Below are 26,846 nucleotides of genomic sequence, written 5' to 3'. Positions count from 1 at the left end.
CCGTTACCGCCGTCGGTCCTCACCGCTTCAGGCCGAGCGCCGCCAGCACCCCGCCGCTGAGGGCCACGTCGTTGTCGGGGCCGGCCTCGGCGTGGCCGGCGTCGATGCCGTAGTAGCCCTGGTCGGTGTTCACCAGGGTGTAGCCGCCGTCGTCCGTGCGGTCCAGGAGCAGGACGTACTCGTGCGAGACGGTGAGCCCCGGCCCGTCGGGCTGCCCGCTCCCGGGGGCGGGGTACGACACCTGGAGGGTGCGGTCGGGGGTCTCGCCCCGGGCGGTGGCCGCCACGCTCACCGTGGCGACGGTTTCCTGGATCCCGTCCTCCTCGGTCTCGCGGGTGGCGTCGAGGCGCGCGCGGACGATCAGGTCGGCGGACCGCTCCAGGTCCGCGGTGGTCGTGTAGTACGGCTCGTCGGCGGCGGGTGGCGGGGCGGGGTCGCCGCCGGACCCCTCGCCCCCGGGGCCGAACACCGCGGGTACGGCGACGACGGCGGCGGCGAGGGCGGCGAGCCCGCCCAGGGCCAGCCCGGCGCGGCGCGCCCGCCACCGGGCCGGCGCTCCCGGGGTGGCCGGGGTCGTGTGCTGGGCCGGGTCCGAGGCCGGGTCCGGGACCGGATTGGCCTGCTGGATCAGGGACTTCACGCGGATCATGCTGACTCCATGGTCGAGGGGGCCGGGGTCCGGTACAGGTCACGGAACGCTTTGCGGGCGCGGTGCAGCCGCACCCACACCGCCGGGGCACCACACCCCAGTACCGCGCCGGCCTCGGCCGCGCTCAGCCCGTCCCAGTAGCTCAGCACCAGCACCTCGCGGTGGTGGGCGGGCAGCCGGTCGAGCGTGTCGAGCACCGCTGAGTCCTGGCCGGTCGCCGCCGCGCGGCCCAGCTCGTCCGTGATCCGCCGGTGCAACTCGCTCAGGCGGGCCTCGGCGCGGTAGTGGTTGCGTACGAGATTGCGGGCGGTGACGAACAGCCAGCCGGCCGTGACCTCGCCTTCCTTGGTGAGGGTGTGCTCCCACGCGATGCGGAACACCTCCGCGGCCAGTTCCTCGGCCGCGCCGCGAACGCCCACCCGCCGGTGCACGAAGGCGACGACGCGTGGGTGTTCGCGGGCGTACAGGTCGGTGAACCGAGCCGAGCGCCCGCGCTCGTCCCCCGTGTGTATCTTCTCCACACCCGCTCTATGTCCCGGGCCCCTCGGATCCTTACGCGGGCCGGCCACTCATGCGCCGCGCCCGCCGCAGGCCCACGAACTCCAACTCGCCGAACACCGCGACCGCCACCGCCCCGACGACCATGAACGCCCGCCCGAACCCGGTGAGCGCCACCACGTCCGTGCAGGCCAGCGCCACCATCCCCAGGCAGGACAGGGAGTTGACCACGACCACGGCCGCCGCCGCCCCCACCGGGATCCGCGGATACCTGGCGATCAGCGCGAGCACGGCGCCCCCGGCCAGCATGACGATCCCGAGCACGACCGACAGGGCCACCGGCAGCCCCAGCGGATCCCTGAGCCACGTGGCCCCGGCCAGCATGACGGCCCCGAAGGCGGCGGTGGCCCAGCTGTCCACGCGCAGGCTGGTGCGCAGCAGGTCCGGGGTCGCGGTCGTGGAGTGGTGCGTGGCCTGAATGCTCATACGGGTCCCCTCCGTGTGCGTGGCCGGGCCCGGCCCGGCCCCTGGTGTGCGGAAACCGTGACATCGCGCGGTCATGGACTCAATGACCTCCGAGGTCATGGCCGCGCTGATCCGCCCGCGGCCAGGCTCGGGCCCATGGATGTGGACCAGCCCTCCCGGGTCGGCGCCCTGCTCCGGGAGTGGCGCCGGCGCCGCAGGCTCAGCCAGCTCGAACTCGCGCTGCTCGCGGACACCTCCGCGCGCCACCTGTCCTGCGTGGAGACCGGACGCGCCCGCCCCAGCCGGGCGATGGTGCTGCGCCTGTCCACCGCCCTGGACGTGCCCCTGCGCGAGCGCAACACGCTTCTGCTGGCCGCCGACTACGCCCCGGCGTACCGGGAGAGCAGCCTGGACGACGAGGAGATGGCGTCCGTACGCGCCGCGCTCGACACGATGCTGTCCGCCCACGAGCCGTATCCGGCCGTCGTGGTGGACCGGCTGTGGAACGTGGTCACGGGCAACCGCGCCATGGCGGTCCTGACCGACGGCGTACCGCCCCATCTGCTGGACTCCCGCCCCAACGTCTACCGCCTGACCCTCCACCCCGACGGCCTGGCCCCCCGCCTGGTCAACCTCGGCCAGTTCCGCGCCCTCGCCCTCCAACGGCTGCGCCGCCAGGCCGACGCCACCGGCGACGCGGAGCTGCGGGCGCTGTACGAGGAGGTGCGCGACTACCCGGCGCCCGCGCCCCCGCCCGAGGACGCCCCGGCTCCGGCCCCGGCCCTCGCCCCCGGCCCCGGTCCCGACACCCCGGCCACGCGGCCTGGCCCCTTCCAGGTGCCGCTGCGGGTGCGCACCCCGATGGGCGAGCTGTCGATGTTCAGCACGATGGCCACGTTCGGGGCGCCGGCGGATGTGACGCTCTCCGAGCTGGCGATCGAGCTGTTCTACCCGCTCGACGAGTTCACGACCAAGGCTCTGCGCGCGCCGGGGTCCACGTCCGGCCCCCTCGCACCAAGCCCGTCAATCGGGTGAATCCATCGCATCCCCGCCGCGTACAGCTCTTCCCTCCCCCGTGAATCGCTCAAGGTGGTTGTCCTGGCGTTGGAGTGATCGGAGTTCGCCGTGCGTCGACCGCGTCTGCTGACAGCCTGTACCGCCATCCTGTTCGGCCTCTGCACGGCGACAGTCGGAACCGCCTCGGCGGCCCCCGCACCGGCCGCCACGCCCGGGCATGTGGCCGGGACGCTCAGCCTGTGGTCCGCCGACTACAAGGGCGGCGGCAGCTACGTCGACTGCCCGATGATGAACCACCCGATCGACCTGACGCTCGTCCTGGACACGCCGCCCCTGGAGCGCCAGTACGTCGACCGCTGCGGCGAGTCCATGCGCGTCGAGTGGTACGTCACCTACCGGTATGTGAGCCCGGCGCAGAACTCCAACCTGGCCGGCGCCCGGGAGAACCAGGTCAATGTCCACGTCCACGGAGTGCTGTTCGAGGGCGAGACCGCGCAGACGATGGGCAAGAAGGGCGAGGTGGACAGGGACTACTTCCTCGCTCCCGGCCGGCCTCTGCAGCAGACGGCCGAGCTGCTCAACGACGCCCAGCCCGGCACCACCGACCCGAGGATGACCGACAAGGCGTGGGCACAGTTCGACCTGCGGATCGACGATGGCCTCTCGCCCCAGGCACCCGCGCTGTCCCCCCTGAATCAGCTGGACAAGCTTCCCGGCCTGGACAAGCTGCCGGGCCTGGACAAGCTCGGAAACGCGGGTGGCCTGCTCGACAAGGTGGGCGGCCTGGGCGGCAGGCCCCTCTCCATCCCGTAAACAGGCCCTCTCCATCCCGTGCGTCAGGGCAGCGCCGCCACCCACGCGGGCAGGGGTTCGCGGCGGTCGAGCCAGGACGGGGGGACGGCCGACACGCCGGTGGCGGCTCCGACGACGCCGCCCACGATGGCGCAGGTGGTGTCGACGTCGCCGAGGCCCTCCGCCGTGATCCACAGGGCGGCGATCAGGTCGTCCTGGTGGCGGGCGGCGCACCACAGGGCGAAGGGGACGGTGTCGTCGGCGCGGATGCGGCGGCCGCTGCCCAGCAGGTCGGCGGCTTGGCGTGGGGTGGTGGCGGGGGGCAGGGAGGTGGCGTGGGTGAGACCGTCGTGGACCGGGCCGGGCGGGGTGCGGTCGGCGACCTCGCGCAGGAGGTCGGGGATGGGGGCGCGGCGGGCGGTGAGGGCCGCGGCGACGGCGACCGCTATCGCGCCGGCGATGCCCTGGGGGTGGGCGTGGGTGACCTCGGCCGAGCGGCGGGCCTGTTCGGCGGCGTGGTCCGGGTCCGCGCTGAACCAGGCGCCGAGCGGGGCGACCCGCATCGCCGCGCCGTTGCCGAGGCTGCCCTCGCCGCGGAAGAGGGCGCGGGTGGCGGTGGGCCAGGAGGCGGGGGCGGCGGCGAGCGAGGGCAGGAGTTCGTGCATGCCGCTGCCGTAGCCGCGGCCGGGGTCGGACAGGAAGGTGTCGGCCAGGGTCCGGGCCAGGCGGGTCTGGTCGATCCGCCCGTGGTCGCCCAGCACGCTCAGCACGCCGAGCGCCATCGCCGTGTCGTCCGTCCAGGGCCACGGCGACTCCTCCGGGACCGCCCGCGCCCGGATCTCGGCGTGCGCCCGCCGGCGGTCGCGGAAGAGCGGGAACCAGCGCTCGCCGAAGGCGTCGCCGAGGGCGAGGGCCTCCATGCTGCGGCGGGCGGCCGAGGGGTTCGGGACGGGGGTCGCGGTCATGGTGGGCATCGTGCCAGTGGGGGGAGGTGTGCGCATCGCGGTTTTCCCGGGTGCGGGTCGGGCGGTCGTACGCGGGGGATTGACGCGCTTGCTGACACGTCGTCTCATAAGATGTATCCGCCGGTAACCCCCCGGCGGCCCCGCCATGACCGAGGTGCCAAGCATGACGACGACCATCCGGCCCACCGCGCCGCGCGACGCGCTCGGGCCGCTCAAGGACCGCGAGGCGGTGGCCGAGCGGCTGCTGAAGTCCTCCGCCCGGCACTCCTTCGACCCGGACACCGAACTCGACTGGGACGCGCCGTACGAGCCGGGCAAGTGGTTCTGGCCGCCGGAGCTGGTCTCCCTCTACGACACGCCCATGTGGCGGCGGATGTCCGAGGAGCAGCGCGTGCTGCTGTCGCGGCACGAGGCGGCGGCGCTGGCCTCGCTCGGCATATGGTTCGAGGTCATCCTGATCCAGCTGCTCACCCGCCATATCTACGACAAGCCCGCGACCAGCGCGCATGTGCGCTACGCGCTCACCGAAATCGCCGACGAGTGCCGCCACTCGAAGATGTTCGCCCGGCTGATCGCCAAGGGCGGCACCCCCGCCTACCCGCCCGCCCGGCTGCACCACAACCTCGGCCGCTTCTTCAAGACGGTCTCCACGACCCCCGGCTCGTTCACCGCGACCCTCCTCGGCGAGGAGGTCCTGGACTGGATGCAGCGGCTGACCTTCCCCGACGAGCGGGTCCAGCCGCTGGTGCGCGGGGTCACCCGGATCCATGTCGTGGAGGAGGCGCGGCATGTGCGGTACGCGCGCGAGGAGTTGCGCCGCCAGATGGTGTCGGCGCCGCGCTGGGAGGCGGAGCTGACCCGGATCGGCTCGGGCGAGTTCGCCCGGATCTTCGCGCGCGCCTTCGTCAACCCGCGCGTGTACACGGAGGTGGGGCTCGACCGGCGGGCGGCGGTCGAGCAGGTGCGGGCGAGCGGCCACCGGCGCGAGGTGATGCGGGCGGGCGCGAAGCGGCTGACGGACTTCCTCGACGACATCGGCGTGCTGCGCGGCGCGGGGCGCCGGTTGTGGCAGAGCTCCGGCCTGCTGGCGTAGCCGCGGGGCGGGCCTGCCGGGGAGTGGCCGAAGCGGCACGCCGCCGCCGGGAGCGAGGGTGCGCGGGCCCCTGGGAGCAAACCGAACGCAGGGCCGGTTACGCTGCCAGGCATGACGACAGGCAGCGGCACCGCCCCGGCGCAGCCGGCGGCAGCGACCCGCGCCGTGGCGTCCCCCGCGGCACCCGCCGCGCCGGTGGCCGCCACCGCGGCGGGCGCCGCCACGCGCCCCGCGCGCCGCGGCGCCTACCGCAGGCTGAGCGTGGAGGAGCGGCGCGCGCAGCTGATCGCCGCCGCGCTCACGCTGTTCGCCCACCGCGCGCCGGAGGACGTCTCGCTGGACGATGTGGCCACCGCCGCCGGGGCCTCCCGCCCGCTGGTCTACCGCTACTTCCCCGGCGGCAAGCAGCAGTTGTACGAGGCCGCGCTGCGCAGCGCCGCCGACGAGCTGGAGCTGTGCTTCGCCGAGCCGCGGAGCGGCCCGCTCACCGTACGGCTGCGCCGGGGTCTCGACCGCTATCTCGCGTTCGTGGACGAGCACGCCGCGGGGTTCAGCGCGCTGTTGCAGAGCGGCAGCGTCGCGGAGACCTCGCGGACCAACGCGATCGTGGACGAGGTGCGGCGGGCCGCGGCCGATCAGATCCTGCTCCACCTGGAGGTGGCGGAACCGGGCCCGCGGCTGCGGATGATGGTGCGCACGTGGATCACCGCGGTCGAGGCCGCCTCGCTGATGTGGCTGGACGAGGAGAAGCAGCCGCCGGTGGCCGAGCTGCGCGACTGGCTCGTCGACCACTTCGTCGCGCTGATGGCCGCCACCGCCGCGGGCGACCCGCGAACGGCGCGGGTGCTGCGGGCGGCACTGGCGCTGGAGACCGCGGAGGGCCAGGTGGGGGCGCTGGCGCGGCGTCTGCTGCCGGTGCTCGGCGACGCCTCCCACCTGCTGTGACGCCGCTGCGGCGAGAAGCGCTGTGACACTGGTGCGGTGAGAAGCGAGGAGACGCCCTTCGTGGGCGGGCCGCTGGACGGCCGGGTGCTGCCGGTGCTGGTCGGGCTGACCGGGCAGCCGCCGAAGACGTACGAGGTGCCGGTCCCGGACGAGAGCGGAGGGCCGCCGACGGTGTACGTCTACCGCCGGGTTCCGGCCGCCACCTCGCGCCGGCTGGGGCTGGTGCGCGGGTGGCGGTACGAGTACGACCCGGAGGGCCGGGCGCACACCGGGCCGAAGTGGCCCTGGTCGAAGCCCGGCTGACGGTACGGCAGGACAGCGAGCCCGTACGGCTCGTACGGACATGCGACAGAACGGGCGGGCGGACGGCCGCCGGACGGGTGACCGTATTGGCCCGACTCGCGGATAATTCTCCTGAATATACGACTGGCCATGTCACGATCGCCCCGAGGTCGTCGAGCCCGGAGGTGAGACCGTGTCAGGACGTATCGTGGGATCGGTCTGCGCGGTGGCGCTGACCGCGGCCGCCGCGCTGGCAACGCCCGTTCCGTCGGCGCCCGCGGCCGCCGCTCCCCCCGCCGAGCGGTCCGTCGCGGAGCTGCTGACGCAGCTCAAGACGCTGTACCGCAAGGCCGAGGAGTCGACCGAGGAGTACAACGCCACCGAGGAGAAGCTGCGCAGACAGCGCGCCAGGACCCGGGCGCTGACCGTCGCCCTGGCCCGCACCCGCGGCCGGCTCGCCATCAGCCACGACGACGCGGGGCGGCTCGCCCGAGAGCAGTACCAGGACCGCACCCCGCTGTCCTCGTACTCCTTCCTGCTGGCGCTGCTGGCCCCCAGCCCCGACCAGGCGGCCGAGCAGTCGCGCGAGCTGAGCCGGGCCGCCGACCGCCAGGCGATCGTGGTGGAACGGCTGACCAGAGGGGAGGCGTACGCGGAAGGGCTCGCCAAACGGGCCCGGGCCGCGCTCAGGAAACAGCTGGCCCTCGCCATGAAACGGAAGAAACAGCGGGACAAGGTCGAGAAACGGCTCACCGCCATCGAGAGGACCCTGGCCTCGCTGAGTCGGCGTCAGCTCAGGGCGATCGAGGAGCGGGAGCGCCGGGACACCGAGAAGGCGCAGCGCGATCTGCTCGCCTCCGGCGCCCTCGACCCCCCGGCGGCCCGCGCCCACGCCGGACCCGATGCCGCCACCGATTCGGACCACGGCACCGGTGGCGAGGGCCCCTCGCCCGAGGCGCGCGACACCTCCGCCCCCGACCCGGAAGCCACCGGCACGGGTACCGCCGAGCCCGAGGAACCGGAGCACGTGTCGCCGCGGCCCAAGGAGCCCACCCCCCGGACCACGGCCGCCCCCCACCGTGCCCCCCGCCGCCCCCTCGCTTCCGCCGCGGCCGGGCAGCGGGCGCTGCGGTACGCGATGAACCAGATCGGCAAGCCGTACGTCTGGGGTGCGGAGGGGCCGGGCTCCTTCGACTGCTCGGGGCTGACCTCCCAGGCGTGGGCGCACGCGGGGCGGCCCATTCCGCGCACCAGCCAGGAGCAGTGGCGCCGGCTGCCGCATGTGAAGCTCAACCGGCTGCGCCCCGGCGACCTGGTGGTCTACTTCAAGGGCGCGAGCCATGTGGCGATCTACGCGGGCAACGGCATGGTGGTGCAGGCCCCGCGCCCGGGCACCCGGGTCAAGCTGTCGCCGCTCGCGTCCAACCCGCTGCGCGGCGCCGTGCGCCCGACCAAGGGCTGACGCGCTCCGTGGCTAGCCCACCTGCTCGGCGGCCTCGCCGGCCGTCTCCTCGGCCGGGTCGGTCCCCAGGGCCTCGGGGGCCTCGGGGTTCCCGGCCGCGCCGGCCTCCGCCTCCTCGAGAAACGCCGCGGTCTTGTCCGGCTCGTAGAAGTAGTTCTCGAAGTCGGCCGGGTCGTCGAAGCCGTTGACGAAGCGGTGGGCGACCGCGGGCAGTTGGCCCGCCGCGCCCAGGAGCCGCACGATGTGTTCGGGCGGCGGGGCCAGCATCGCGTTGGTCCACTTCGTCACATGCCGCGCCATGGCCCAGAAGCGCTGGAACGCCCGCCGCATCCACGCCTCGTCGAAGGGCCGGTCGCCGTGCTCGACGATGCTCGCCAGGTACGAGGCGGCGCACTTCGCTGCGGAGTTGGAGCCCTGGCCGGTGAGCGGGTCGTTGGTGACCACCACATCGGCGACGCCGAGGACCAGCCCGCCGCCCGGCAGCCGGCCGACGGGGTCGCGGACGGTCGGGGCGTACCGCCCGGACAGGGTGCCGCCCGCGTCCGTCAGCTCGACCCGGGTGGCCCGTCCGTACTCCCAGGGCGTGAACCACTCCATCAGCTCGAGGGTGAGCGCGAGGTGTTCGGAGGGGTCGGTGACGCCCTGGAAGACATCGGCCGGGCCGCCCGGGATGGCCTCCCAGAAGAGGATGTCGGCGCGCCCGGAGGTGGTGAGGGCGGGCATGATGTACAGCTCGCCCACGCCGGGCACCAGATTGCAGCGCACCGCCTCGATGTCGGGGTGTTCCAGCCGGGGGGCGAGGCCGTGGACGTAGGCGACGGCGAGGGCGCGCTGCGGGGTGGTGTACGGGGAGCGGGCCGCGTCGCGCCTGAAGAGGGAGCCCAGCTCGCCCTTGCCCGCGGCGACCAGCACCAGGTCGTACCGCTCGGCGAGGAAGTTCAGGTCGGAGACGGCCGCGCCGTGGACGACCAGCCGGCCGCCGCGCCGCTCGAAGGCCTCCATCCAGCCGGCCATCTTCAGCCGCTGGTCGACGGACTGGGCGTAGCCGTTCAGCCGGCCCAGCCAGTCGACCAGGCGCGGGTGCCCCAGCGGGGTGACGGGGCCGGCGACCGAGACGCCGAGGCCCTGGATGCGCGGGGCCTGCTCCTCCCAGAAGTTGATCTCCAGATCACGCTCGTGCTGCAGCGCGGTGCGGAACATGCACTGGGTGGACATGACCCGGCCGGTGCGGATCTCGTCGGCCGTACGGTTGGACATCAAGGTGACGTCGTACCCGTGGGTCTGGAGCCCCAGGGCGAGCTGGAGGCCGGACTGGCCGGCCCCGACGATGAGCATCCTGCGCATGGCCGGCCCGACTCACTCGGGCGAGACGTCCACGGCGAACCTCACCAGCGCGAGCAGTGCGTCGACCACCGAGATGCGGTCGCGGGCGTCCATGATCACCACGGGCACCTTCGCCGGCACGGACAGCGCGTCCCGCACGTCCTCCGGCTCGTACAGCGGGGTGCCCTGGAAGTGGTTGACCGCGATGACGTACGGCAGCCCGCAGCTCTCGAAGTAGTCCAGCGCCGGGAAGCTGTCCTCCAGGCGGCGGGTGTCGACCATCACCACCGCGCCGATCGCGCCGCGCATCAGGTCGTCCCACATGAACCAGAACCGCTGCTGGCCCGGCGTGCCGAACAGATACAGGACCAGGTCGGAGTCGAGCGTGATCCGGCCGAAGTCCATGGCGACCGTCGTGGTCAGCTTCTGCGGGGTCGCGGCGAGGTCGTCCACGGCCTCGCTGGCCCGGGTCATCAGCGCCTCGGTCTGCAGCGGTGTGATCTCCGAGACCGAGCCGACGAATGTCGTCTTGCCGACGCCGAAACCCCCCGCGACGACGATCTTGGTGGCGATGGGCGCCCGCGAACGGTCCTCCTGCCACCCCTGGAGCCCCTCGTCGGCGCCCGGTATCTCCGGCACCCGCACCGGTGCCGCCGTCATCGTCTCAGAGTCTGCGAAGTCCACTGAGCACCCTTTCGAGCAACGCGCGATCCGGCTGTCCGGGACCGCGCCCGGTGCCGTACACGCGGATCTTTCCCTGGTCCGCGAGGTCGCTGAGCAGCACGCGCACCACACCGAGCGGAATCTTGAGCAGCGCGGAGACCTCCGCGACCGAACGCATCCGACGGCAGAGGTCGATGATGGCGCGGATCTCCGGCACCATCCGGGAGGCCGGCCCGCTCAGCGCGGGCTCGACCGCCCCGTCCGGGGTCTCCAGCGTGGCCACGAAGGTCTCGACCAGCAGCACATGGCCGGAGCGGGTCCGGCCGCCGGTGAGCGAATACGGGCGTACGCGGGCGGCCTTGGGGGACGCGGACGTCACTGTGCGGACTCCAGGGACCGGCGCAGCTCGGTACGGAGTTCAGGGGTGAGCACATGCCCGGCCCGGCCGACGAACAGCGCCATGTGGTAGGCGACCACGGTCATGTCGCAGTCCGGCGTGGCGTGCACGCCCAGCAGCGAGCCGTCGCTGATCGACATGACGAACAGGCTGCCCTGGTCCATCGCGACCATCGTCTGCTTGACCGTACCGCCGTCCATCAGCTTGGCCGCGCCCAGCGTGAGGCTGCCGAGGCCGGAGACGATGGTGGCCAGGTCCGCGCTCGACCCCTTCGGGCCGTCCTGGCTCGTGGGGTCGGCGGCCGCCGCGGTGTGGTGCCGCGCGTCCGAGGACAGCAGCATCAGCCCGTCGGAGGAGACGACGGCGACCGAGCGGACGCCGGGCACCTCCTCGACCAGGTTCGACAGCAGCCAATGCAGATTGCGGGCCTCGGAACTCAACCCATAGGTACTAGTGGGCGCCTTCACCTGCGTGCCTCCTCAACCGTGCCACCCTCGTCCTGCGCCCCCGATTGTCCCCGCTGCCGCTCCCCCGCCGCGCGGCGATTCGCGATCTCGGCCTCGGCGTCGCGGCGCCCGTCGCGTGCGCCCTTCTGGAAACCGCCGAGCCTGCGCCGCAGTTCCTCGGCGTTCACCGCGCCCGTGCGCTCCTGGGGGTCGGTCTCCGGCAGGGCCACGTTCTTCGGGGTGCGCTTGGGAAGTCCCTTGTCGGTGAGGCGCCTTTCGGTGAGGCGCCCCTCGCCCGCCGCGGCGGGCCGCGTGTGTTCGGCGGGCTCGGTCGAATACGGACCGGTGACCGACCGCGTGTCGTCGGCGGGCTCGGCGGGTGCCAGGCCTCCGGCCGGGGCCGAGCCGCCGGCCGGTGTGGGACCGCCCGCCGGTGTGAGGCCGCCCGCCGGTGCCGGGCCGCCGGCCGGGCCCCAGGCGTCGGCGCCGACCGGACGCATGCCGTGGCCGCCGATCGTCTCGCCGCCGATCGTCTCGCCACCGGCCGGCCGGCGCGGGTCGGGGACCGACTCGCCCCGCTGCCCGGAGAGTTGGATGGTCCGCTCGGCGGCCTCCACCAGCGGGTCGGCGGCCTGCTTCGGGGTGCGCCGCGGAAGCATGGGCAGCGTCCCGCCGTCGGTGGGGGCCGGGTGGCCCCGCGGCGGGGTCGGCTCGTGGGCCTGCTCGATGCCGGGCGCGGACGACCCGGGGGTCGCGGCCGTACGGGCGGGGCCGGTGGAGCCTTCCTCCGCGCCCGGGCGCGGCAGGCCCATGCGCCCGCCGCGCCGGTGCGAGAGCGTACGGGGCGACTCCAGGTCGGCGGCGGAGGTCGCGGAGGCGGGCGTGGACGACGCCCCGGAGGCGGTCGCGGAGGAGGCCCCGGCGGCGGAGGGCGCGGGGTATCCGCCGGCGAGGGCCGGGCGGGACTGCGCCGGGAGCGCGTTGGAGTTGGCCTCGGCCTCCGAGCCGGGGAAGGACGGGACCGAGGTGCCGCCGTACGAGGCGCCGGCGGGCGCGGCGGGCGGCAGCCCGGCGCCGGGCGGGCCGGCGGGCAGGATCTTCGTCGGGAGGACCACCACGGCCGCGACCCCGCCCGGCTTCTGCTCGCGCAGCTGCACCCGGACGCCGTGGCGCGCGGCCAGCCGGGTCACCACGTACAGACCGAGTCCCAGCGGGTCCTCGGGCTGCGGGCCCTGGCAGTACTCCGGCACCGGGTCGGCCAGCCGGTTGTTGAGCTCGGCGAAGCGCTCGGGCGTCATACCGATGCCCTCGTCCTGGACGGAGAGCATGACCTCGCCGCTCTCCAGCAGCCAGCCGGAGATCTGCACCATGGTGTCCGGCGGGGAGAAGGTGGTCGCGTTCTCCAGCAGCTCGGCGACCAGGTGGCTGATGCTGTCCGCGGCGTACCCGGCGACCTGGGCGTGCTGCGGCAGGGCCTGGATCTGCACCCGGTCGTACCGCTCGACCTCGCTGATCGAGGCGCGCAGCACATCCAGCAGCGGCACCGGTCCCGGGTGCGCGGCCTTGTTCTCGGAGCCCGCGATGACCAGCAGGTTCTCGCCGTAGCGGCGCATTCCGGTGGCCAGGTGGTCGAGCTGGAAGAGGGTTTGCAGGCGGTCCGGGTCCTGCTCCCGCTCCTCCATCTGCTCGATGATGGTCAGCTGGCGCTCGATCAGGCCGAGGGTGCGCAGCGCCAGGCTGACGAAGCTGCCGTGGACGCGGGCCCGCAGACCGTCGAGGCGGGTGGCGACCTCGTCCCGCTCGCGGCGCAGCTCGGACCGCTCGTCGGCCAGCTTCCGCCGTTCCTCGACCAGGCGGACCCGTTCCGCCTCCAGTTTCACGGCGCGCTCGTGCTCGCGCACCGCGGCCTGGTGCACCTGGTTGACGGACCGTACGGCCTCCGCGAACTCGTCGTTCCGTCCCTTGAAGGCGATCGGCTCCTCGGCCAGCGGGTCGGCGGCCACCCGCCGCGCGCCGAGCCGCAGCGCGGCCAGCGGCCGGGTCATCGAGCGGGCGGCCTGGACGCCGGCGCCGATGGCCACCAGCAGGCAGGCCCCGAGAATGCCGAGGCCCACCTCGAGGTCGGTGACCTCGTCGTCGCGCAGCTGCTCCAGGTGCGCGATCTCGGCGGTGGCCAGGGAGGACTCGACGCCGCGCATCCGGTCGATGCGGGCGGAGAGGCTGGACTCGACCCGTTCGTCGTCGAGGAACAGGTCGGTGTCGGAGAGCTGGGGCTGGTCGGTGAGGCGGGCGATGTAGCGCTCGGCGGTGGTGACCTCGGTGCCGTTGACCGTGCGGGCGAAGCGGTCGCGTACGGAGCCGGGGGCGAGCTGGTTGAAGTCGGCGAGCGCGGACTGCTCGCTGACGTTGGTGCGCTGGGCGGCCGAGGTCAGCTTGGGCTGGGCGCCGCCCGCGGCGAGCGCGCCGAGCAGCAGTCCACGGGTGGCGGAGGCCTCTTCGGTGGCGCGGCCGAGCGGGGCCAGGGCGGCGGCGGAGCCGTCGTCGGCGCCCGCCCGGAGCCTGCGGGCCAGGGTGTCGGCGAGGCCGCCGAGGGCCTGGATGGTCTCGGTGTAGCTCTCGTACACATCCAGCGCCGAGCCGTGGCCGGTCAGCGCCTGCTGCCGGACCTTGGGCAGCGTGTCCAGCAGCCGCCGCACCTCGGCCGGGGTGCCCGGGCCGACCTCCTTGACCTGGCGGTCCACCCGGGCCCGCTGGCTCTCGGAGACTCCGGCGCCGGAGGAGGAGTCGCGCCCGGCCGCGACGTACTCGGTCATGGCGTCGCGCTCGTCGGCGAGGGCGTGGGCGAGGGTCACCGCGCCGCGGTTGGTCTTGGCGAGGTCGACGAGTTCCTGGGCGTCGGTGGTGTCGTCCAGCGCGCCCAGCACGGCCGGGGCTCCGGCGCCGAGGACGGCGAGGGAGACGACGGCGACGGACACGGCCAGCCGGTTACGGACGCGTGCGGTGCTGCGCTGCGGCGCCGCCTGCTGCGCGCGTGGCTCGCCGCCCTGCTCGTGGTTGCCGCCCCGAAGCCGCTTCTTCCGCACCGGTGCTCACAATCTTTTCTCGCCCGACCCGCTGTGGTTCCAGAGGTGACGACGGTTCAACAATTGTGTTTCCCCACCTCTGGCAGGGGTCCCGACCCTTTCAGGACGGCTTTGGGACGGGCATGCATCACCCACCCCGCCACCCGAACGAGTGAACCGCATTGCGTAGTTGACCACCAAACTTCGGCCGCGGGCCATACCCTTCTCCAACCTTTCACGGGTTGGAAATCGCCCGACCCCCTGGCAAGATACTCCCTCACCACTTCCCTTAACCGTCAATTCCGGCGAATCCGGCAATTGACGGGCCAGGGGTGACGGGGACCGATCCGGCAGACTGGCCGGATGCGCATCGAACTCGCCACCGCGCCTGGTGATCATCAAGTCCCCAACGAGGACTACGCGTCAGTAGCGCTGCCCGCGTCAGGCCAGGGCGGCGCGCTGGTGCTCCTGGACGGGGTGACACCCCCCGAGGAGGACTACGGATGCGCCCACGGCGTGCCCTGGTTCACCGCCCGCCTGGGCGGGGCGCTGCTCGAACTGTCCGGTTCGCGCTGGGACATTCCGCTGACAGGCTGCCTCTCCGAGGCGATCGAGCGCACCGCCGGCGCGCACGGCACCACATGTGACCTTTCTCACGTGAGAACGCCCCAGGCGACGGTGGTCGCGGTGCGCTGGGACGCGGAGCGGGTCGAGCATCTGGTGCTCTCCGACTCCGCGTTGCTGATCGAGCGGACGGACGGCACGGTGACGCCGGTGCTCGACGACCGGATCGACCGGCTGCGCGCCGCGGGACGGCGCCCGCTGGCCGCCCTGCGCAATGTCGAGGGCGGCTTCTTCACCGCCGCCGCCGACCCCGCCGTCTCCGGCCGGGCCGTGACCGGCACCCTCCCCCGCGCGGGGATCCGGGCGGTGGCCGCGCTCAGCGACGGGGCGGCGCGCTGGGTGGAGGTGTTCCGCGAGGGCGACTGGACCGAGTGCTTCGCACTGCTGCGCAAGGAGGGCCCGCAGGAGCTGATCGACCGGGTGCGGGCGGCGGAGGACGCCGACCCGGAGCGGGCCGCCTTCCCGCGCGGCAAGACGCACGACGACGCGGCGGTCGTCTTCGCGGAGTTCCAGGCCCCATGCCGGTGACGTCCAGGCCGGACCCGGGCCGCGTACCACGGTCGCCACACCCGCGTCGCCGGATCGGCCCGGCTCGCCGATCCTGACGTACATGAGAGCCCTACTCCTGCGGCGGACGTGCGCCCTGGCCGGGCTCCTCGGCGAGCTGTACCGAGTTCAACCGGTGCAGCAGCCGGGCGAGTTCGGCCACCTCGCTGCGCTCCCACGCCGCGAGGCGGCGCGCGTACCGCGCCCGTCGGGCGCCCCGCACCCGACGGAACCGGGCCCGCCCCTCGTCCGTCAACTGAACCAGGAAGGCCCGCCCGTCGGCGGGGTCGGGGGTGCGCGCCACCAGACCCAGGTCCTCCAGCGCGCGCAGCTGGCGGCTCATCGTCGCCTTGCCGACCCCGAAGTAGGCCGCGAGATCCGTGGCGCGCTGTCGGCCGGCGTCTTCCAGCCGCATCAGCAGCCCGTACGCGGCGGATTCCAGGTCCGGGTGGACTTCCCGGGCCAATTCGCCCGAAGAGGCGCGGGCTCGGCGCAGGAAAACCGCCAATTCGCGCTCCAGAGCCAGGAATGCATGGTCTACACCAATTCCGCCCATGGTGCGTCCCTCACCCCCCTCGGGGGGCAATGCCCCGTTGTCGTGCACGTCAGAGCCCTCTCCGGATTTTCACGGCGTGAAAGTTTCTGCCAGGCGCGCTCGTCGCCGCAGCTCCGTCAGTATTTCGCAGGATTAGACCAACGGCGGCAACCCATCCCCCTTCCGCGCCGCGTATCTACGCCCGTAGCGTCATGCATGACATGGCCATACCAATGACATGTGCACCTCTCCCCACACGAGGCCCTCGGAGGCAGCCATGCCCAAGCACAGACCCGGCACGACCCGGCGCGCCCTCACCGCGCTCATCGGCATTCTCACCGGTCTCCTCACCATGAGCTTCTCGCTCTCCGGTACGGCTTCGGCCGCCGAGAGCGGGAAGAAAGTCCCCCACCCGGAGGACCACTGGGCGGGCTCCCAGATACTCAAGCACGAAGGCGGTTCCACGACCGGCGACGAGCCGCCCGGGCTGCTCGCCACGACGGAGGGCGTGGACGTCAGCAGCCACCAGGGCAATGTCGCCTGGTCGACGCTCTGGAACAGCGGGGTCCGCTTCGCCTACGTCAAGGCGACGGAGGGCACCAGCTACACCAACCCGTACTTCTCGCAGCAGTACACCGGGTCGTACAACGTCGGCATGATCCGCGGCTCGTACCACTTCGCCCTGCCGGACAACTCCAGCGGCGCCGCACAGGCCACGTACTTCGTCAACCACGGCGGCGGCTGGTCGCGGGACGGCAAGACGCTCCCCGGCGCGCTCGACATGGAGTACAACCCCTACGGCTCGACCTGCTACGGCAAGAGCGCCAGCTCGATGGTGAGCTGGATCAAGGACTTCACCAACACCTACAAGTCACTGACCGGCCGCGACCCGGTGATCTACACCTCCACGAGCTGGTGGAAGAGCTGCACGGGCAACTCCAGCGCCTTCGGCAGCATCAACCCGCTGTGGATCCCGCGCTACGGCGACTCCGTCGGTGAACTCCCGGCCGGCTGGGGCTTCCACACCATCTGGCAGTACACCTCCTCGGGCGCGACCGTCGGCGACCACAACAAGTTCAACGGCGCCCTGGACCGGGTCCAGGCCCTCGCCAACGGCTGACGCCCCCCACCGCGTCACCCTCTTGGCGCTTCGCCCCCCCGCCGTACGGATCCGGCTGTCCGTACGGCGGGGGGCGTCGGGCGTTCGGGCGGGCCGCTCAGTCCCGGGGGAATTCGTCGGTGGCCAGGATCAGGTCGGCCGCCGTGCCGGTCAGATCGACCGGCAGACCGAACTTGAGGGTCGTCTTGACGCGGTATTCCTCGCCCTTGGGCTCGGTGAAGACGTGGCACTTGCCGTTGTACGGATCGACGATCAGGTAGACCGGGACACCGGCCACCGCGTAGGCCCGCTTTTTGAGTCCGAAGTCGTTCGCCGCCGTGCCCTTGGAAATCACTTCGGCCACGAACTCGGCGTCCTCACAACGCCAGCGGCCTCCCGCGGTCTTCTGGGCATCCTGCGCAATCCTGACGACATCCGGCACGAGGCCGTTGTTGTACCCGGGAAAGTCGATGCGCACATCCGACAGCACCTTCACGTTCATCCCGAAGCGGTCTTCGAGAGCCCGCACGATCCTCCGGATGATCTCCCAGCGGGTATCCCGACTCGGCGACATGAAGATGTTCCCCTCGACAATCTCGACCTTGATTCCGTCGGGGACAGGCATCTTCTCGAGCGCCTCGAACATCATGTCCAAGGTCAGCTCGTCGTTGCTGTCGGCCATCTCGACCCCGTCAATCTCCATGACGGTCACCGTGCCGCTCCTCCCCGCCGCGACTCGAATGCACGCGACCGGTTGGTGCAACGATATGCACGGCACCCAGGACACGCGTGGCCCGGAACTCCCGTGCGAACGGGAGCCCCGGGCCATCGCCCCGATGGCGTCCGTCACGCCGCCAGGGGGACCTCCGGGGCGGCCGGGGCGGCCGCCGGGGTGAGGGCCAGTTCCAGGACGCGGCGGACGTCCGAGACCGGGTGGACCTCCAGCTTCTCCAGGACCTCGGCGGGGACGTCGTCGAGGTCGGGCTCGTTGCGCTTGGGGATGATCACCGTGGTCACCCCGGCCCGGTGCGCCGCCAGCAGCTTCTGCTTGACGCCGCCGATGGGCAGCACCCGCCCGGTCAGCGAGACCTCGCCGGTCATCGCCACATCTGGGCGCACCTGGCGGCCGGAGAGCAGCGAGGCCAGGGCCGTGGTCATGGTGATGCCCGCGCTCGGGCCGTCCTTCGGGACCGCGCCCGCCGGGACGTGCAGGTGGATGCCGCGCTCCTTCAGGTCACCGACCGGCAGCTCCAGCTCCGCGCCGTGCGAGCGCAGGAAGGAGAGCGCGATCTGGGCGGACTCCTTCATGACGTCGCCCAGCTGCCCGGTGAGGGTCAGCCCCGCGCCGCCCGTCTCCGGGTCGGCCAGGGACGCCTCGACGAACAGCACGTCCCCGCCCGCGCCGGTGACCGCGAGCCCGGTCGCCACGCCCGGCACGGCGGTGCGCCGCTCGGCCGGGTCCTGGGCGGACTCGGGGGTGTGGTGCGGGCGGCCGATCAGCGGCCGCAGCTCATCCACGCCGACCGTGAACGGCAGCTTCCGCTCGCCCAGCTCGTGCTGGGCCGCGACCTTGCGCAGCAGCCGGGCGAGGGACCGCTCCAGGGTCCGCACGCCCGCCTCCCGGGTGTACTCCCCGGCCAGCTTGCGCAGCGCGTCCTCCTCCAGGACCACCTCGCCCGGCTCCAGGCCGGCCCGCTCCAGCTGGCGGGGCAGCAGGTGGTCACGGGCGATGGTGACCTTCTCGTCCTCGGTGTAGCCGTCCAGGCGCACCAGCTCCATGCGGTCAAGCAGCGCCTCGGGGATGGCCTCCAGGACGTTGGCCGTGGCGAGGAAGACCACGTCGCTCAGGTCGAGCTCGACCTCCAGGTAGTGGTCGCGGAAGGTGTGGTTCTGCGCCGGGTCCAGGACCTCGAGCAGGGCCGCGGCCGGGTCGCCGCGGAAGTCGGAGCCGACCTTGTCGATCTCGTCGAGGAGGACGACCGGGTTCATCGAGCCCGCCTCCTTGATCGCCCGGACGATCCGGCCCGGCAGCGCGCCGACGTACGTGCGGCGGTGGCCGCGGATCTCCGCCTCGTCGCGGACGCCGCCGAGCGCGACGCGCACGAACTTCCGCCCCATCGCGCGGGCGACCGATTCCCCGAGCGAGGTCTTTCCGACCCCCGGCGGCCCTACCAGGGCCAGCACCGCGCCGCCCCGGCGGCCGCCGATCACGCCCAGGCCGCGGTCGGCGCGGCGCTTGCGGACCGCGAGGTATTCGGTGATCCGTTCCTTGACGTCCTCCAGGCCCGCGTGGTCGGCGTCCAGCACGGCCTTGGCGCCGGCGATGTCGTACGCGTCCTCGGTGCGCTCGTTCCAGGGAAGCTCCAGGACGGTGTCCAGCCAGGTGCGGATCCAGCTGCCCTCGGGGCTCTGGTCGGAGGCCCGCTCCAGCTTGTCGACCTCCTTGAGCGCGGCCTCGCGCACCTTTTCCGGCAGGTCGGCGGCCTCCACCCGGGCCCGGTAGTCGTCGCTCTCGTCCTCCGGGTCGCCGTTGAGCTCGGCCAGCTCCTTGCGGACCGCCTCGAGCTGCCGCCGCAGCAGGAACTCGCGCTGCTGCTTGTCCACGCCCTCCTGGACGTCCTTGGCGATCGCCTCGGCGACGTCCTGCTCGGCGAGGTGGTCGCTGAGCCAGCCCACGGCCAGCTTCAGCCGCGCCACCGGGTCGGCCGTCTCCAGCAGCTCCACGCGCTGCTTGACGGTCAGGAAGGGCGAGTAGCCGGAGTTGTCGGCCAGCTGGCCGACGTCGTCGATCTGCTGCACCCGGTCCACGACCTGCCAGGCGCCGCGCTTGCGCAGCCAGCTCGTGGCCAGCGCCTTGTACTCCTTGACCAGCTCGGTGACGGCACCGGGCAGCGGGTCGGGGGCGATCTCCTCGACCTGGGTGCCCTCCACCCACAGAGCGGCCCCCGGGCCGGTCGTCCCGGCCCCTATGCGCACCCGGCGCACACCGCGGATCAGCGCGCCCGGGTCGCCGTCGGAGAGCCGGCCCACCTGCTCGACGGTGCCGAGCGTGCCGATGCCCGCGTACGTCCCGTCGATGCGCGGCACCAGCAGCACCCGCGGCTTCCCGCCGCCGCTCCCGCTTGATCGCGCGGCGGCCTGGGCGGCCTCCACCGCGGCCCGTACCTCGCTGTCGGACAGGTCCAGCGGCACCACCATGCCGGGCAGTACCACCTCGTCATCGAGAGGCAGCACGGGCAGGGTGAGCGGTGTGGACGTCGAAGCCATGATCTCCCCTTCGGCAGGCAAGTTGAGCTGTACAGGCTCAATGCACGAGCGCCTGCGGATGTTCCCGGGCCCGTGTTCGCTCTGAGCGATCAGCCGTCGGCGGGGATTTCGCGGGAACGCGAACCGACACCCCCTCGGTAAGCGATAGAGGGGCGTGAGACTGTTCCGCCCCATGGGGGCAGACCCAAGCGACGGCGAGCTGCTGCGCGCCGTCGCGACGGGAGACGCGCAGGCGCTCGCCGCGCTCTACGACCGGCACGCCGGCTGGCTGCACGCCCGCCTCACGCGCCGCTGCCAGGACCCCGAGACGGTACGGGAGGTCCTCCAGGACACCTTCGTGACGGCCTGGCGGACGGCCGGCGCGCACCGCGGCGGCGAGGCGGGCGGCTGGCTGTGGACCATCGCGGCCCGGCGCCTCGTCGACGCCCAGCGCGCCGCCGCCCGCGCCGCCGAGGCCCAGGCCGCCCACGCCCGCCACCAGCCGGACCCGGCCCGCGCCACCGCCCCCTCCGCGGAGGAGCGGGCGCTCGACGCGCTGGAGTACGGCGACGTCGGCTCGGCCCTCGACCGGCTCTCCCCCGAGCTGCGCGCCGTCCTGCGCGCCACGGTCGTCGACGGGCTCACCACCCGCGAGGCCGCGCAGCTCCTCGGCATCCCCGAAGGCACGGTCAAGACCCGCGCCCAGCGGGCCCGCCGGGAACTCCGCGCCGCGCTCACCCAGCTCCGCGCCACACCCCCGCACCTCCTGGACGCCCTCGGAGGCACCGCATGAAGCGCCCCCGACCCACCCGGCGCGGCGGTCCCGCCGCCGCCTGGCACGTGACCGAGCCGCAGGCGGCCGCGTACGCCGACGGCTCGCTGCCGGAGACCGACGCGTGGTCGGTCGAGAAGCACGTCGAGGCCTGCGCGCCCTGCGCGGCCCGCGTCTCCGCGGCCGTACGCGCAGGCGCGGCGGCCCCGGCCCTCGCGGACGTCCGCGCGGCACTGCTCGCCTTCGCGACGGCGGACGCCCCGGCGGAGGCGACGGCACCCGCGGAGGCCGGGGCGCCCCGAGCGGCCGGCGACCTGCTCCCGGGTGTGTCCCCGGCCCCGGCAGCGCCCGCCGACACGGCGGCGGCCGGGCGTGCCGGGCGAGCCCCTGCCCCCCAGTTGGCCGGGGACCTGTCCCCGGCCCCGACCGCGCACGCCGACACGCCCGCGGCCCGGCACAGCGGACCAACCCCCGCCCCGGCGGCCGACGGCCGCACAGCCGTCGCGGCACGGCACGCCGGGCCGGAACCCGGCGGCGCGGGCGGTGTCTGCGCACGCCGCCGCGGGGCGTTCCGGGACCCCCGGGCGTGGATGGTGTGGGCCGCGGGGCCCGCGGTGCGGGGGCCTTGGCTGGTCGCGCTGCTTGTGACGGGCCTGGTCGCGGCCGGGGCCGCGCGGGCCGCCGGGATGTCCGGCGTGCGGCCGCTGCTGCTGGCGCTCGCGCCCGTGCTGCCGTCGGCCGGGGTGGCCGTCTCGTACGGGCGGCACGCCGACCCGATGCACGAGCTCGCCGCGTCCACCCCGTCCGGGGGGCTGCGGCTGCTGCTGACCCGTACCGCGTCGGTGCTCGCCGTGTCCGTGCCGCTGCTGACCCTCGCCGGGCAGCTCCTGCCCGCGGCCGCCGGGGCGCCCGCCACCCCGGCGTGGCTCTTGCCGGGGCTCGCGCTCACGCTCGCCGCGCTCGCCCTCGCCTCGTACGTCGGCTGCCGGATCGCCACCTGCGCGGTCACCGCGGGCTGGCTGCTGGCCGTCGGCGGCCCCGCGCTGCTCGCGGGCGCGGGCGAGAGCGGGGAGTCCTCGCTCGCGGACGCCCTGTCCGACTCCCTCGCCACCGTCCTCTCCGGCCCCGCCGCCCAGAGCTGCTGGGCCGCCGCGGCGGCCGTCTGCGCGGGGCTGCTGGCCTTGCGCCGTACGTCCTTCGACCACCTGGAGCGCATATGACCAGCGCCGTCTCCGTCCACTCCGTATCCATCCACGGGCTGACGGTCCGGCACCGCAGGACCACCGCCCTCGACGCCGTCGACCTCTCCTTCGGCACCGGCGTCCACGGCCTGCTCGGCCCGAACGGGGCGGGCAAGACCTCCCTGATCCGCGTCCTGGCGACGGTCGCCCCGCCGACCGCCGGGCGGGTGGAACTGCTCGGCGGGGACATCTCGGCGCCCACGCACCGGACCTCCGTGCGCCGCAGGCTGGGCTATCTGCCGCAGGAGTTCGGCTACTACCCCGGCTTCACGGTCCGCGAATTCGTCGCCTACATGGCGTGGCTGAAGGAAGTGCCGCGCGCCAAGGCCCCCGCCGCCGTCGAACGGGCGGTCGCGCGGGTCGGGCTCGCGGACCGCATCGACGCGAAGGTCCGCACCCTGTCGGGCGGCATGGTGCGGCGCGCCGGCATCGCCCAGGCGATCGTCAACGACCCGGAGCTGCTGCTCCTGGACGAGCCGACGGCCGGTCTCGACCCGGAGCAGCGGGTGGACTTCCGGGCGCTGCTGCGGGAGCTGGGCCGTACCGCGACGGTGATCGTCTCCACCCACCTGGTGGAGGACGTCGCCGCGGCGTGCAGCGAGGTCACGGTCATCGGCGGGGGCCGGGTGGCCTACCGGGGCACCCCGCACGCGCTGGCCGCGCTCGCCGCCGAGGCGGGGGCGGAGGACTTCGGCGACAACCCGATCGAGCGCGGCTACGCCGTGGCGCTGCGCCACCACCGGTCCGGGCTGGGCGGCTCCGCCGGATGGGGGGCCGGCCGATGAGCACCCACCGTATGAGCCACGCCGCCGGCCGTATGAGCCGCTCCGCCGACCGGGCGGGTCATGCCGCAGGCCGTACGGGCCGAGCCGCCGAGCCCTTGAGCCCGGCCGGCGCGCCATGGCAGCCGGGCCATGCACACTCCCCGCGCCGCGCCGGCCCCCTGCTCACCGAACTCCGCCGCGGCGCCGGTCTGCCCGCCGGCGCCGCGACCCTGGCCGTCCTGCTGTTCGCCATGTTCACGAAGGCCGATGAATGGCTGTCGGACTGGACGGAGACCACCGACATGCTGCGCGTCGCGGGGCTGGTGCTCGGCGCGCCGCTGGCGGCCGCGGTCGCCTGCTGGCAGGGCGGGCGGGAGCGGCGCCGGCGGACGGAGGAGCTGCTGGCCACCGTGGCGCGCCCGCCGCTCCGGCAGGCCCTGCTGGCCGCGGCCCCCGCCGTCGTGTGGCCGGTGGTCGGGTATCTGCTCACGGCCGTGGTGTGCCTGGCGTGGACCTGGCAGTACGCGGGCGGCGACGGCCCCCACGTGTCGCTGATCGTCGCCGACGCGACGGGAATCGGTTCGCTCGCCGCGCTGGGGTTCGTCGTGGGCCGGGTCGTGCCCTGGCGTCTCGCCCCGCCCGTGGTCGCCCTGGTCATGTACAACATCGAACTCCTCCTCGCCAACCAGGAGTCCGGCATCTCCTGGCTCAGTCCCGGCAAGGAGCACATCTCCTCCTGGGACCGGCCGGTGTGGTGGTTCGGGCCCGTCTCGATGGTCTGGACGGCCGGCCTCGCCGCCGCCGCGCTGCTGGCCTACGCCGCCCGCCGCCGCGCCCGCGCCCTGGCCCTCGCGCCGCTGGCGGCGGCGGTCACCGCCGCCGTCCTGCTCGCGCAGACCGGCGACGGCCTGTGGCGCCCGGACCCGGCGAGCGCGGCGCTGGTCTGCGACGAGGGGACGCCGCGCGTGTGCGCGACACGGGTGCACAGCCGGATGCTGCCGGACGCGTCCCGCGCGCTGGCCGGGCTGACCGCGAAGCTGCGTGGCATACCGAACGCCCCGGCCCGCATCGTCGAAGCCCCGGTCGACAGCCGGGCGAGCCGCACCGACGCGGCGCTCACCGGCTGGGACATGTACTTCCGGCGCAACCGGATCGCCGAGCCGGAGATGTTCGCGGCCAACGCCGCCATCGGCGTGACGGAGCCGTACTGCCCGAACGTCGCGGACGCCGACCGCTACAGCGACCTCAACGAGGCCGTGGCCGACTGGCTGGCGCCGATACCCAGGCCCAAGAACATGCCCGGTGACCAGACCGAACCCGGCTACACTCGCGTCCTGAAGAGGCTGAAAGCCATGCCCGACGGCGAACGCACCCGCTGGCTCGGCGGCTACTTCGCCGCCACGCGCTCCTGCCACCCGGAGCGGGTGACGGCCCCATGAGTCCCCTGAACTCGAACAGCCCCCTGAACTCGAACCTGCTGCTGTACGCGCGCTCCCGCGCCCTGCCCATGACGATCGCCGTCCTGGTCGCCGCCGCGCCCGCCACCGCCTGGTGCGCCGACTGGCTCCTGACCCGGTCCGACCCCGGGCCGCGGGCCCGGCTGCCGGTCCTCGTCCTCGCGCCGGTGCTCGTTGCCGCCGCGATCGGGGTGGGCCTGTACAGCCACGGCGACGAGCTGGACCGGACCGCCGTACGCCCCTGGTGGCCCCGGCGCGGCTGGCATCTGCTGCTGCTCACCGCGCTGGCGGCCGGGCTGCTCGCGGTGGCCGTCCCGGGCGAGCCGCAGGCGTACGGGGCGGCCGCCATGGCCCGTAACGTCCTGGGCGCCGTGGGGGTGACGGCGCTCGGCGCCGCGCTCATCGGGGCCCGGCTGAGCTGGCTGCCGATGCTGGTGCACACCAGCGCGGTGTTCCTCGCCGGGCAGGCCGAGCCCGGCGGCTCCGGCGCGGTGTGGGCCTGGTCGGTGCAGCCGGGGGCGCAGCGGGCGGCGTGGGGGACGGCGGTCGCGCTGTTCGCCGCGGGCACCTGCCTCTACGCGCTGCGCGGCGCCCGCCCGGAGGGCCCGGGCTCGCGCCGCTGAGCGGCCCGCCGGACGTACGGCCAGGCGAGGACGCCGATGGCGAGGGCGAGCAGGTGGCCCCAGTCGGTGAGCGGATCGGTGAACTCCGCCAGGTCGGCGAGGAGCGCCGCCGTGACCCCGCCGAGCAGCGTCCAGCGCAGCCAGGGCCGGACCAGCCCGGCGAGCGCGCCGGCGCACGCGAGCAGCCCGTAGCTGATGCCGTAGTCGAGCCGCCGGAGTGAGCTGTCGGGTAGTTGCCCGGCAGCCACGGAGGCGGCCACGGGCAGCTCGGTCATCAGGGTCGCCAGGACGTGGCCGAGCAGGAAGATCCCGGCGGTCCGCAGCCCGCCCAGCCGCCGCTCCAGCGCGCCGACGACGACGAGGAACGCGACGATGTAGGGCGACAGCAGCCCGCCCGCGACCCACACCCCGCTGGCGACGAGCGACAGCAGCGGGCGGTGGGCGAGGTTCACGACGTCGGTGCTGGAGTGGGCCAGCAGGTCGCGTACCAGGTCGGGATCGGCGAGGTGGGAGAACAGTCCGGTGCCCAGCAGCACCAGGGCGTAGCAGAGGGTGAACGGCGTCGCCCGCGGGCCGGGCACCACCCGCGCCGGCCCCCTGGCCGGCAACCACCCCGCGCGCCCGCCCCGCCCGGCGCGGCTGCCTTCCGCCACCTGGGAAGGCCGCACCGCCGCCGGGTCGGCGCCGGCCGCGGCACCCGTGCCGACCGCTCGCGTCCACGTCACGCCGTGGCTCCTTCCTCGTCGGCCCCCCGCCGCTCTTCTGCCCGCTTATGGCCCCAACAACGGCCGGGCCTCGCTCCATGTCACCGGCGCCGCATGTGTGAATGGCACCACAGCCGCGACCGAGGTGCCCGGGGAGCGCGGCCGTCCCGCCCGGCGCCGAAGGGGCGCGACCCTGTCGAAAGGGAGAGCGCGCGCAGGCCCTGAGGAACGAAGGGCCGAGCACGGTCGACCGTCGACAGGGGCTGAGGCGCCCCGGAGGCGAAGGAGTCCGGAAGAGATAGATTCGGGGCCACGAGCCCGACCCAGCGCACCGGAAGGACCTCGAGACCCGTGCACCCGCCGTACGACACCGCCGCCGACCGGGACCGCCCCGTGACCCTCGACCGCCGCGAGGGTCCGTACGGCGAGGTGGTGCTGCGCCGGCGCGGCGGGGACGGGGCGGGCCGGGAGGGTGAGGCGGCCGCCGGGGCGCCCGTCTTCGAGATCATCGCCAATGGGTGCTTCCTGATGGACACCTCCGACGGCCGCTCCGAGCGCCTCCTGATCCGCGCCGCGCTGGACGCGCTGCCCGCCGCCCGGCCGGCGCCCGCGCTGCTGATCGGCGGGCTGGGCGTCGGCTTCTCGCTGGCGGAGGCGGCGGCCGAGCCGCGGTGGGGCCGGATCGTAGTGGTGGAGCGCGAGGAGGCGGTCATCGACTGGCACCGCTCGGGCCCGCTGGGGCGGATCTCCGGGGCCGCGCTCGCCGACCCGCGCACGGAGGTGGTCCGGGCCGATCTGGTCGCCCATCTGCGCCCGGGCGGGTCCGCGGCCACCTACGACGCGCTGTGCCTGGACATCGACAACGGCCCGGACTGGACGGTCACCGAGGACAACGGCGGCCTGTACTCCCCCGCCGGCCTCGCCGCCTGCCGGGACCGCCTCTCGCCGGGCGGGGTCCTCGCCGTGTGGTCCGCCCAGCCCTCCCCGGCCTTCGAGGAAGCGCTACGGATTGCCGGATTCACGGGGGTGCGGACGGAAGAGATCAGCGTTGCCCGAGGTGTCCCCGACGTGGTTCACCTCGCGGTTCGGGGCGCGTAGCCGAGCCGCGTACGCTGCCTTTACGCTGCTTGCCAGCGCACGCGGCCGGGCGATCGACCAGCCGGGGGCCGCGGTTTA

27 protein-coding genes are annotated in these 26,846 nt (G+C 74.0%); 14 read left to right on the top strand and 13 right to left on the bottom strand.

All coding sequences use genetic code 11. The features are described 5' to 3' along the window. Positions 1 to 19 precede the first annotated feature (19 nt). The 3 genes from BBH68_RS20275 to BBH68_RS20265 are packed head-to-tail and all read right to left on the bottom strand — an operon-like array spanning position 20 to position 1,633. Entirely contained in the window at positions 20 to 649 is a 630-nt protein-coding gene (locus BBH68_RS20275) for a hypothetical protein (RefSeq protein WP_065964520.1), read from the bottom strand. Further along, positions 646 to 1,170 (bottom strand): RNA polymerase sigma factor, encoded by a 525-nt coding sequence (locus tag BBH68_RS20270; protein WP_065964519.1) that lies wholly within the window; start codon positions 1,168 to 1,170, stop codon positions 646 to 648. Before BBH68_RS20270 ends, BBH68_RS20275 begins: the two co-directional genes overlap by 4 nt. A 31-nt stretch (positions 1,171 to 1,201) precedes the next feature. Next, on the bottom strand, positions 1,202 to 1,633 hold the full coding sequence (locus BBH68_RS20265) for a hypothetical protein (RefSeq protein ID WP_065964517.1): 432 nt from the start codon (positions 1,631 to 1,633) through the stop codon (positions 1,202 to 1,204). Between the two features lie 135 nt (positions 1,634 to 1,768). Here BBH68_RS20265 and BBH68_RS20260 point away from each other — a divergent pair, with 135 nt between their 5' ends. Continuing rightward, positions 1,769 to 2,647 carry a helix-turn-helix transcriptional regulator gene (locus tag BBH68_RS20260; RefSeq protein ID WP_065964515.1) on the top strand — a complete coding sequence of 293 codons (879 nt, stop codon included), beginning with the start codon at positions 1,769 to 1,771 and terminating at the stop codon, positions 2,645 to 2,647. A gap of 90 nt (positions 2,648 to 2,737) precedes the next feature. After that, positions 2,738 to 3,442 (top strand): hypothetical protein, encoded by a 705-nt coding sequence (locus BBH68_RS20255; protein ID WP_065964512.1) that lies wholly within the window; start codon positions 2,738 to 2,740, stop codon positions 3,440 to 3,442. 23 nt (positions 3,443 to 3,465) lie between these two features. Here BBH68_RS20255 and BBH68_RS20250 read toward each other — a convergent pair whose 3' ends face one another. Next, positions 3,466 to 4,395 (bottom strand): ADP-ribosylglycohydrolase family protein, encoded by a 930-nt coding sequence (locus BBH68_RS20250; RefSeq protein WP_079151098.1) that lies wholly within the window; start codon positions 4,393 to 4,395, stop codon positions 3,466 to 3,468. A gap of 154 nt (positions 4,396 to 4,549) precedes the next feature. Between BBH68_RS20250 and BBH68_RS20245 the strand changes: the two genes are divergently transcribed. The 4 genes from BBH68_RS20245 to BBH68_RS43230 all read left to right on the top strand — a co-directional run bounded on the left by BBH68_RS20245 (position 4,550) and on the right by BBH68_RS43230 (position 8,168). Beyond that, the gene (locus BBH68_RS20245) at positions 4,550 to 5,479 is read left to right on the top strand and encodes an AurF N-oxygenase family protein (protein ID WP_245738150.1); all 930 of its coding nucleotides are present in this window, start codon (positions 4,550 to 4,552) and stop codon (positions 5,477 to 5,479) included. A gap of 111 nt (positions 5,480 to 5,590) precedes the next feature. Further along, entirely contained in the window at positions 5,591 to 6,424 is an 834-nt protein-coding gene (locus BBH68_RS20240) for a TetR/AcrR family transcriptional regulator (RefSeq protein ID WP_245738148.1), read from the top strand. Between the two features lie 36 nt (positions 6,425 to 6,460). Next, positions 6,461 to 6,727 (top strand): hypothetical protein, encoded by a 267-nt coding sequence (locus BBH68_RS20235; protein WP_065964508.1) that lies wholly within the window; start codon positions 6,461 to 6,463, stop codon positions 6,725 to 6,727. A 172-nt stretch (positions 6,728 to 6,899) separates the two neighbouring features. Then, positions 6,900 to 8,168, top strand: a complete 1,269-nt coding sequence (locus BBH68_RS43230; protein ID WP_065964503.1) for a C40 family peptidase — start codon at positions 6,900 to 6,902, stop codon at positions 8,166 to 8,168. 12 nt (positions 8,169 to 8,180) lie between these two features. Here the strand turns inward: BBH68_RS43230 and BBH68_RS20225 are convergent, their stop codons facing one another. The 5 genes from BBH68_RS20225 to BBH68_RS20205 are packed head-to-tail and all read right to left on the bottom strand — an operon-like array spanning position 8,181 to position 14,080. Next, positions 8,181 to 9,512 carry a styrene monooxygenase/indole monooxygenase family protein gene (locus BBH68_RS20225; RefSeq protein ID WP_065964500.1) on the bottom strand — a complete coding sequence of 444 codons (1,332 nt, stop codon included), beginning with the start codon at positions 9,510 to 9,512 and terminating at the stop codon, positions 8,181 to 8,183. A 12-nt stretch (positions 9,513 to 9,524) separates the two neighbouring features. Beyond that, the gene (locus BBH68_RS20220; RefSeq protein WP_065964498.1) at positions 9,525 to 10,151 is read right to left on the bottom strand and encodes a GTP-binding protein; all 627 of its coding nucleotides are present in this window, start codon (positions 10,149 to 10,151) and stop codon (positions 9,525 to 9,527) included. A 4-nt stretch (positions 10,152 to 10,155) separates the two neighbouring features. Continuing rightward, positions 10,156 to 10,533, bottom strand: coding sequence for a DUF742 domain-containing protein (locus tag BBH68_RS20215; protein WP_065964496.1), 378 nt, complete (start codon positions 10,531 to 10,533; stop codon positions 10,156 to 10,158). Next, a complete protein-coding gene (locus tag BBH68_RS20210; protein WP_065964495.1) occupies positions 10,530 to 11,018 on the bottom strand; it encodes a roadblock/LC7 domain-containing protein in 489 nt (162 codons plus the stop codon). The genes BBH68_RS20215 and BBH68_RS20210 overlap by 4 nt, the downstream gene beginning before the upstream one ends. Then, entirely contained in the window at positions 11,015 to 14,080 is a 3,066-nt protein-coding gene (locus tag BBH68_RS20205; protein WP_065964493.1) for a nitrate- and nitrite sensing domain-containing protein, read from the bottom strand. Before BBH68_RS20205 ends, BBH68_RS20210 begins: the two co-directional genes overlap by 4 nt. 342 nt (positions 14,081 to 14,422) lie before the next feature. Between BBH68_RS20205 and BBH68_RS20200 the strand changes: the two genes are divergently transcribed. Then, positions 14,423 to 15,211 carry a hypothetical protein gene (locus tag BBH68_RS20200; protein WP_065964492.1) on the top strand — a complete coding sequence of 263 codons (789 nt, stop codon included), beginning with the start codon at positions 14,423 to 14,425 and terminating at the stop codon, positions 15,209 to 15,211. Between the two features lie 91 nt (positions 15,212 to 15,302). On the opposite strand, the gene BBH68_RS20195 is transcribed toward BBH68_RS20200, so the two are convergent. Further along, the gene (locus BBH68_RS20195; protein ID WP_065964745.1) at positions 15,303 to 15,785 is read right to left on the bottom strand and encodes a MarR family winged helix-turn-helix transcriptional regulator; all 483 of its coding nucleotides are present in this window, start codon (positions 15,783 to 15,785) and stop codon (positions 15,303 to 15,305) included. Positions 15,786 to 16,041: 256 nt separating this feature from the next. Here BBH68_RS20195 and BBH68_RS20190 point away from each other — a divergent pair, with 256 nt between their 5' ends. Further along, a complete protein-coding gene (locus BBH68_RS20190) occupies positions 16,042 to 16,884 on the top strand; it encodes a lysozyme (RefSeq protein ID WP_065964491.1) in 843 nt (280 codons plus the stop codon). Positions 16,885 to 16,981: 97 nt separating this feature from the next. On the opposite strand, the gene BBH68_RS20185 is transcribed toward BBH68_RS20190, so the two are convergent. Together BBH68_RS20185 and lon are read right to left on the bottom strand one after the other, a co-directional pair. Next, a complete protein-coding gene (locus tag BBH68_RS20185; RefSeq protein WP_065964488.1) occupies positions 16,982 to 17,575 on the bottom strand; it encodes a Uma2 family endonuclease in 594 nt (197 codons plus the stop codon). 134 nt (positions 17,576 to 17,709) lie between these two features. Further along, the gene (gene lon / locus BBH68_RS20180; RefSeq protein ID WP_065964487.1) at positions 17,710 to 20,130 is read right to left on the bottom strand and encodes an endopeptidase La; all 2,421 of its coding nucleotides are present in this window, start codon (positions 20,128 to 20,130) and stop codon (positions 17,710 to 17,712) included. Positions 20,131 to 20,302: 172 nt separating this feature from the next. Here lon and BBH68_RS20175 point away from each other — a divergent pair, with 172 nt between their 5' ends. The 5 genes from BBH68_RS20175 to BBH68_RS20155 are packed head-to-tail and all read left to right on the top strand — an operon-like array spanning position 20,303 to position 24,966. Further along, complete coding sequence (locus BBH68_RS20175; RefSeq protein ID WP_065964482.1) at positions 20,303 to 20,902, top strand: RNA polymerase sigma factor; 600 nt, start codon at positions 20,303 to 20,305, stop codon at positions 20,900 to 20,902. Continuing rightward, positions 20,899 to 22,101, top strand: coding sequence for a zf-HC2 domain-containing protein (locus BBH68_RS20170; RefSeq protein WP_065964479.1), 1,203 nt, complete (start codon positions 20,899 to 20,901; stop codon positions 22,099 to 22,101). The genes BBH68_RS20175 and BBH68_RS20170 overlap by 4 nt, the downstream gene beginning before the upstream one ends. Next, positions 22,098 to 22,907 carry an ABC transporter ATP-binding protein gene (locus tag BBH68_RS20165; RefSeq protein ID WP_174589059.1) on the top strand — a complete coding sequence of 270 codons (810 nt, stop codon included), beginning with the start codon at positions 22,098 to 22,100 and terminating at the stop codon, positions 22,905 to 22,907. Before BBH68_RS20170 ends, BBH68_RS20165 begins: the two co-directional genes overlap by 4 nt. After that, a complete protein-coding gene (locus BBH68_RS20160; protein ID WP_141713031.1) occupies positions 22,904 to 24,325 on the top strand; it encodes a hypothetical protein in 1,422 nt (473 codons plus the stop codon). The genes BBH68_RS20165 and BBH68_RS20160 overlap by 4 nt, the downstream gene beginning before the upstream one ends. Then, positions 24,322 to 24,966, top strand: coding sequence for a hypothetical protein (locus tag BBH68_RS20155; protein WP_065964477.1), 645 nt, complete (start codon positions 24,322 to 24,324; stop codon positions 24,964 to 24,966). The genes BBH68_RS20160 and BBH68_RS20155 overlap by 4 nt, the downstream gene beginning before the upstream one ends. Here the strand turns inward: BBH68_RS20155 and BBH68_RS20150 are convergent. Further along, positions 24,918 to 25,691 carry a rhomboid-like protein gene (locus BBH68_RS20150; protein WP_342673142.1) on the bottom strand — a complete coding sequence of 258 codons (774 nt, stop codon included), beginning with the start codon at positions 25,689 to 25,691 and terminating at the stop codon, positions 24,918 to 24,920. The two genes, BBH68_RS20155 and BBH68_RS20150, sit on opposite strands and share 49 nt — an antisense overlap. A gap of 330 nt (positions 25,692 to 26,021) precedes the next feature. Between BBH68_RS20150 and BBH68_RS20145 the strand changes: the two genes are divergently transcribed. Beyond that, the gene (locus BBH68_RS20145; RefSeq protein ID WP_065964475.1) at positions 26,022 to 26,768 is read left to right on the top strand and encodes a spermidine synthase family protein; all 747 of its coding nucleotides are present in this window, start codon (positions 26,022 to 26,024) and stop codon (positions 26,766 to 26,768) included. Positions 26,769 to 26,846: the final 78 nt, after the last annotated feature.

The sequence above is a fragment of the Streptomyces sparsogenes genome (assembly GCF_001704635.1).
GTDB classification, from domain to species: Bacteria; Actinomycetota; Actinomycetes; order Streptomycetales; family Streptomycetaceae; genus Streptomyces; species Streptomyces sparsogenes.
This window is presented reverse-complemented; position numbering and strand designations above follow the sequence as displayed.

Bases quoted from the DNA above. Each gene is read 5' to 3' on its own strand.
- lon (WP_065964487.1), bottom strand. From the start codon at position 20,130: ATGGCTTCGACGTCCACACCGCTCACCCTGCCCGTGCTGCCTCTCGAT.
- BBH68_RS20165 (WP_174589059.1), top strand. From the start codon at position 22,098: ATGACCAGCGCCGTCTCCGTCCACTCCGTATCCATCCACGGGCTGACG.
- BBH68_RS20245 (WP_245738150.1), top strand. From the start codon at position 4,550: ATGACGACGACCATCCGGCCCACCGCGCCGCGCGACGCGCTCGGGCCG.
- BBH68_RS20265 (WP_065964517.1), bottom strand. From the start codon at position 1,633: ATGAGCATTCAGGCCACGCACCACTCCACGACCGCGACCCCGGACCTG.
- BBH68_RS20275 (WP_065964520.1), bottom strand. From the start codon at position 649: ATGATCCGCGTGAAGTCCCTGATCCAGCAGGCCAATCCGGTCCCGGAC.
- BBH68_RS20175 (WP_065964482.1), top strand. From the start codon at position 20,303: ATGGGGGCAGACCCAAGCGACGGCGAGCTGCTGCGCGCCGTCGCGACG.
- BBH68_RS20260 (WP_065964515.1), top strand. From the start codon at position 1,769: ATGGATGTGGACCAGCCCTCCCGGGTCGGCGCCCTGCTCCGGGAGTGG.
- BBH68_RS20220 (WP_065964498.1), bottom strand. From the start codon at position 10,151: ATGACGGCGGCACCGGTGCGGGTGCCGGAGATACCGGGCGCCGACGAG.
- BBH68_RS20250 (WP_079151098.1), bottom strand. From the start codon at position 4,395: ATGCCCACCATGACCGCGACCCCCGTCCCGAACCCCTCGGCCGCCCGC.
- BBH68_RS20190 (WP_065964491.1), top strand. From the start codon at position 16,042: ATGCCCAAGCACAGACCCGGCACGACCCGGCGCGCCCTCACCGCGCTC.
- BBH68_RS20200 (WP_065964492.1), top strand. From the start codon at position 14,423: ATGCGCATCGAACTCGCCACCGCGCCTGGTGATCATCAAGTCCCCAAC.
- BBH68_RS20225 (WP_065964500.1), bottom strand. From the start codon at position 9,512: ATGCGCAGGATGCTCATCGTCGGGGCCGGCCAGTCCGGCCTCCAGCTC.
- BBH68_RS20240 (WP_245738148.1), top strand. From the start codon at position 5,591: ATGACGACAGGCAGCGGCACCGCCCCGGCGCAGCCGGCGGCAGCGACC.
- BBH68_RS20160 (WP_141713031.1), top strand. From the start codon at position 22,904: ATGAGCACCCACCGTATGAGCCACGCCGCCGGCCGTATGAGCCGCTCC.
- BBH68_RS20195 (WP_065964745.1), bottom strand. From the start codon at position 15,785: ATGGGCGGAATTGGTGTAGACCATGCATTCCTGGCTCTGGAGCGCGAA.
- BBH68_RS20170 (WP_065964479.1), top strand. From the start codon at position 20,899: ATGAAGCGCCCCCGACCCACCCGGCGCGGCGGTCCCGCCGCCGCCTGG.
- BBH68_RS20155 (WP_065964477.1), top strand. From the start codon at position 24,322: ATGAGTCCCCTGAACTCGAACAGCCCCCTGAACTCGAACCTGCTGCTG.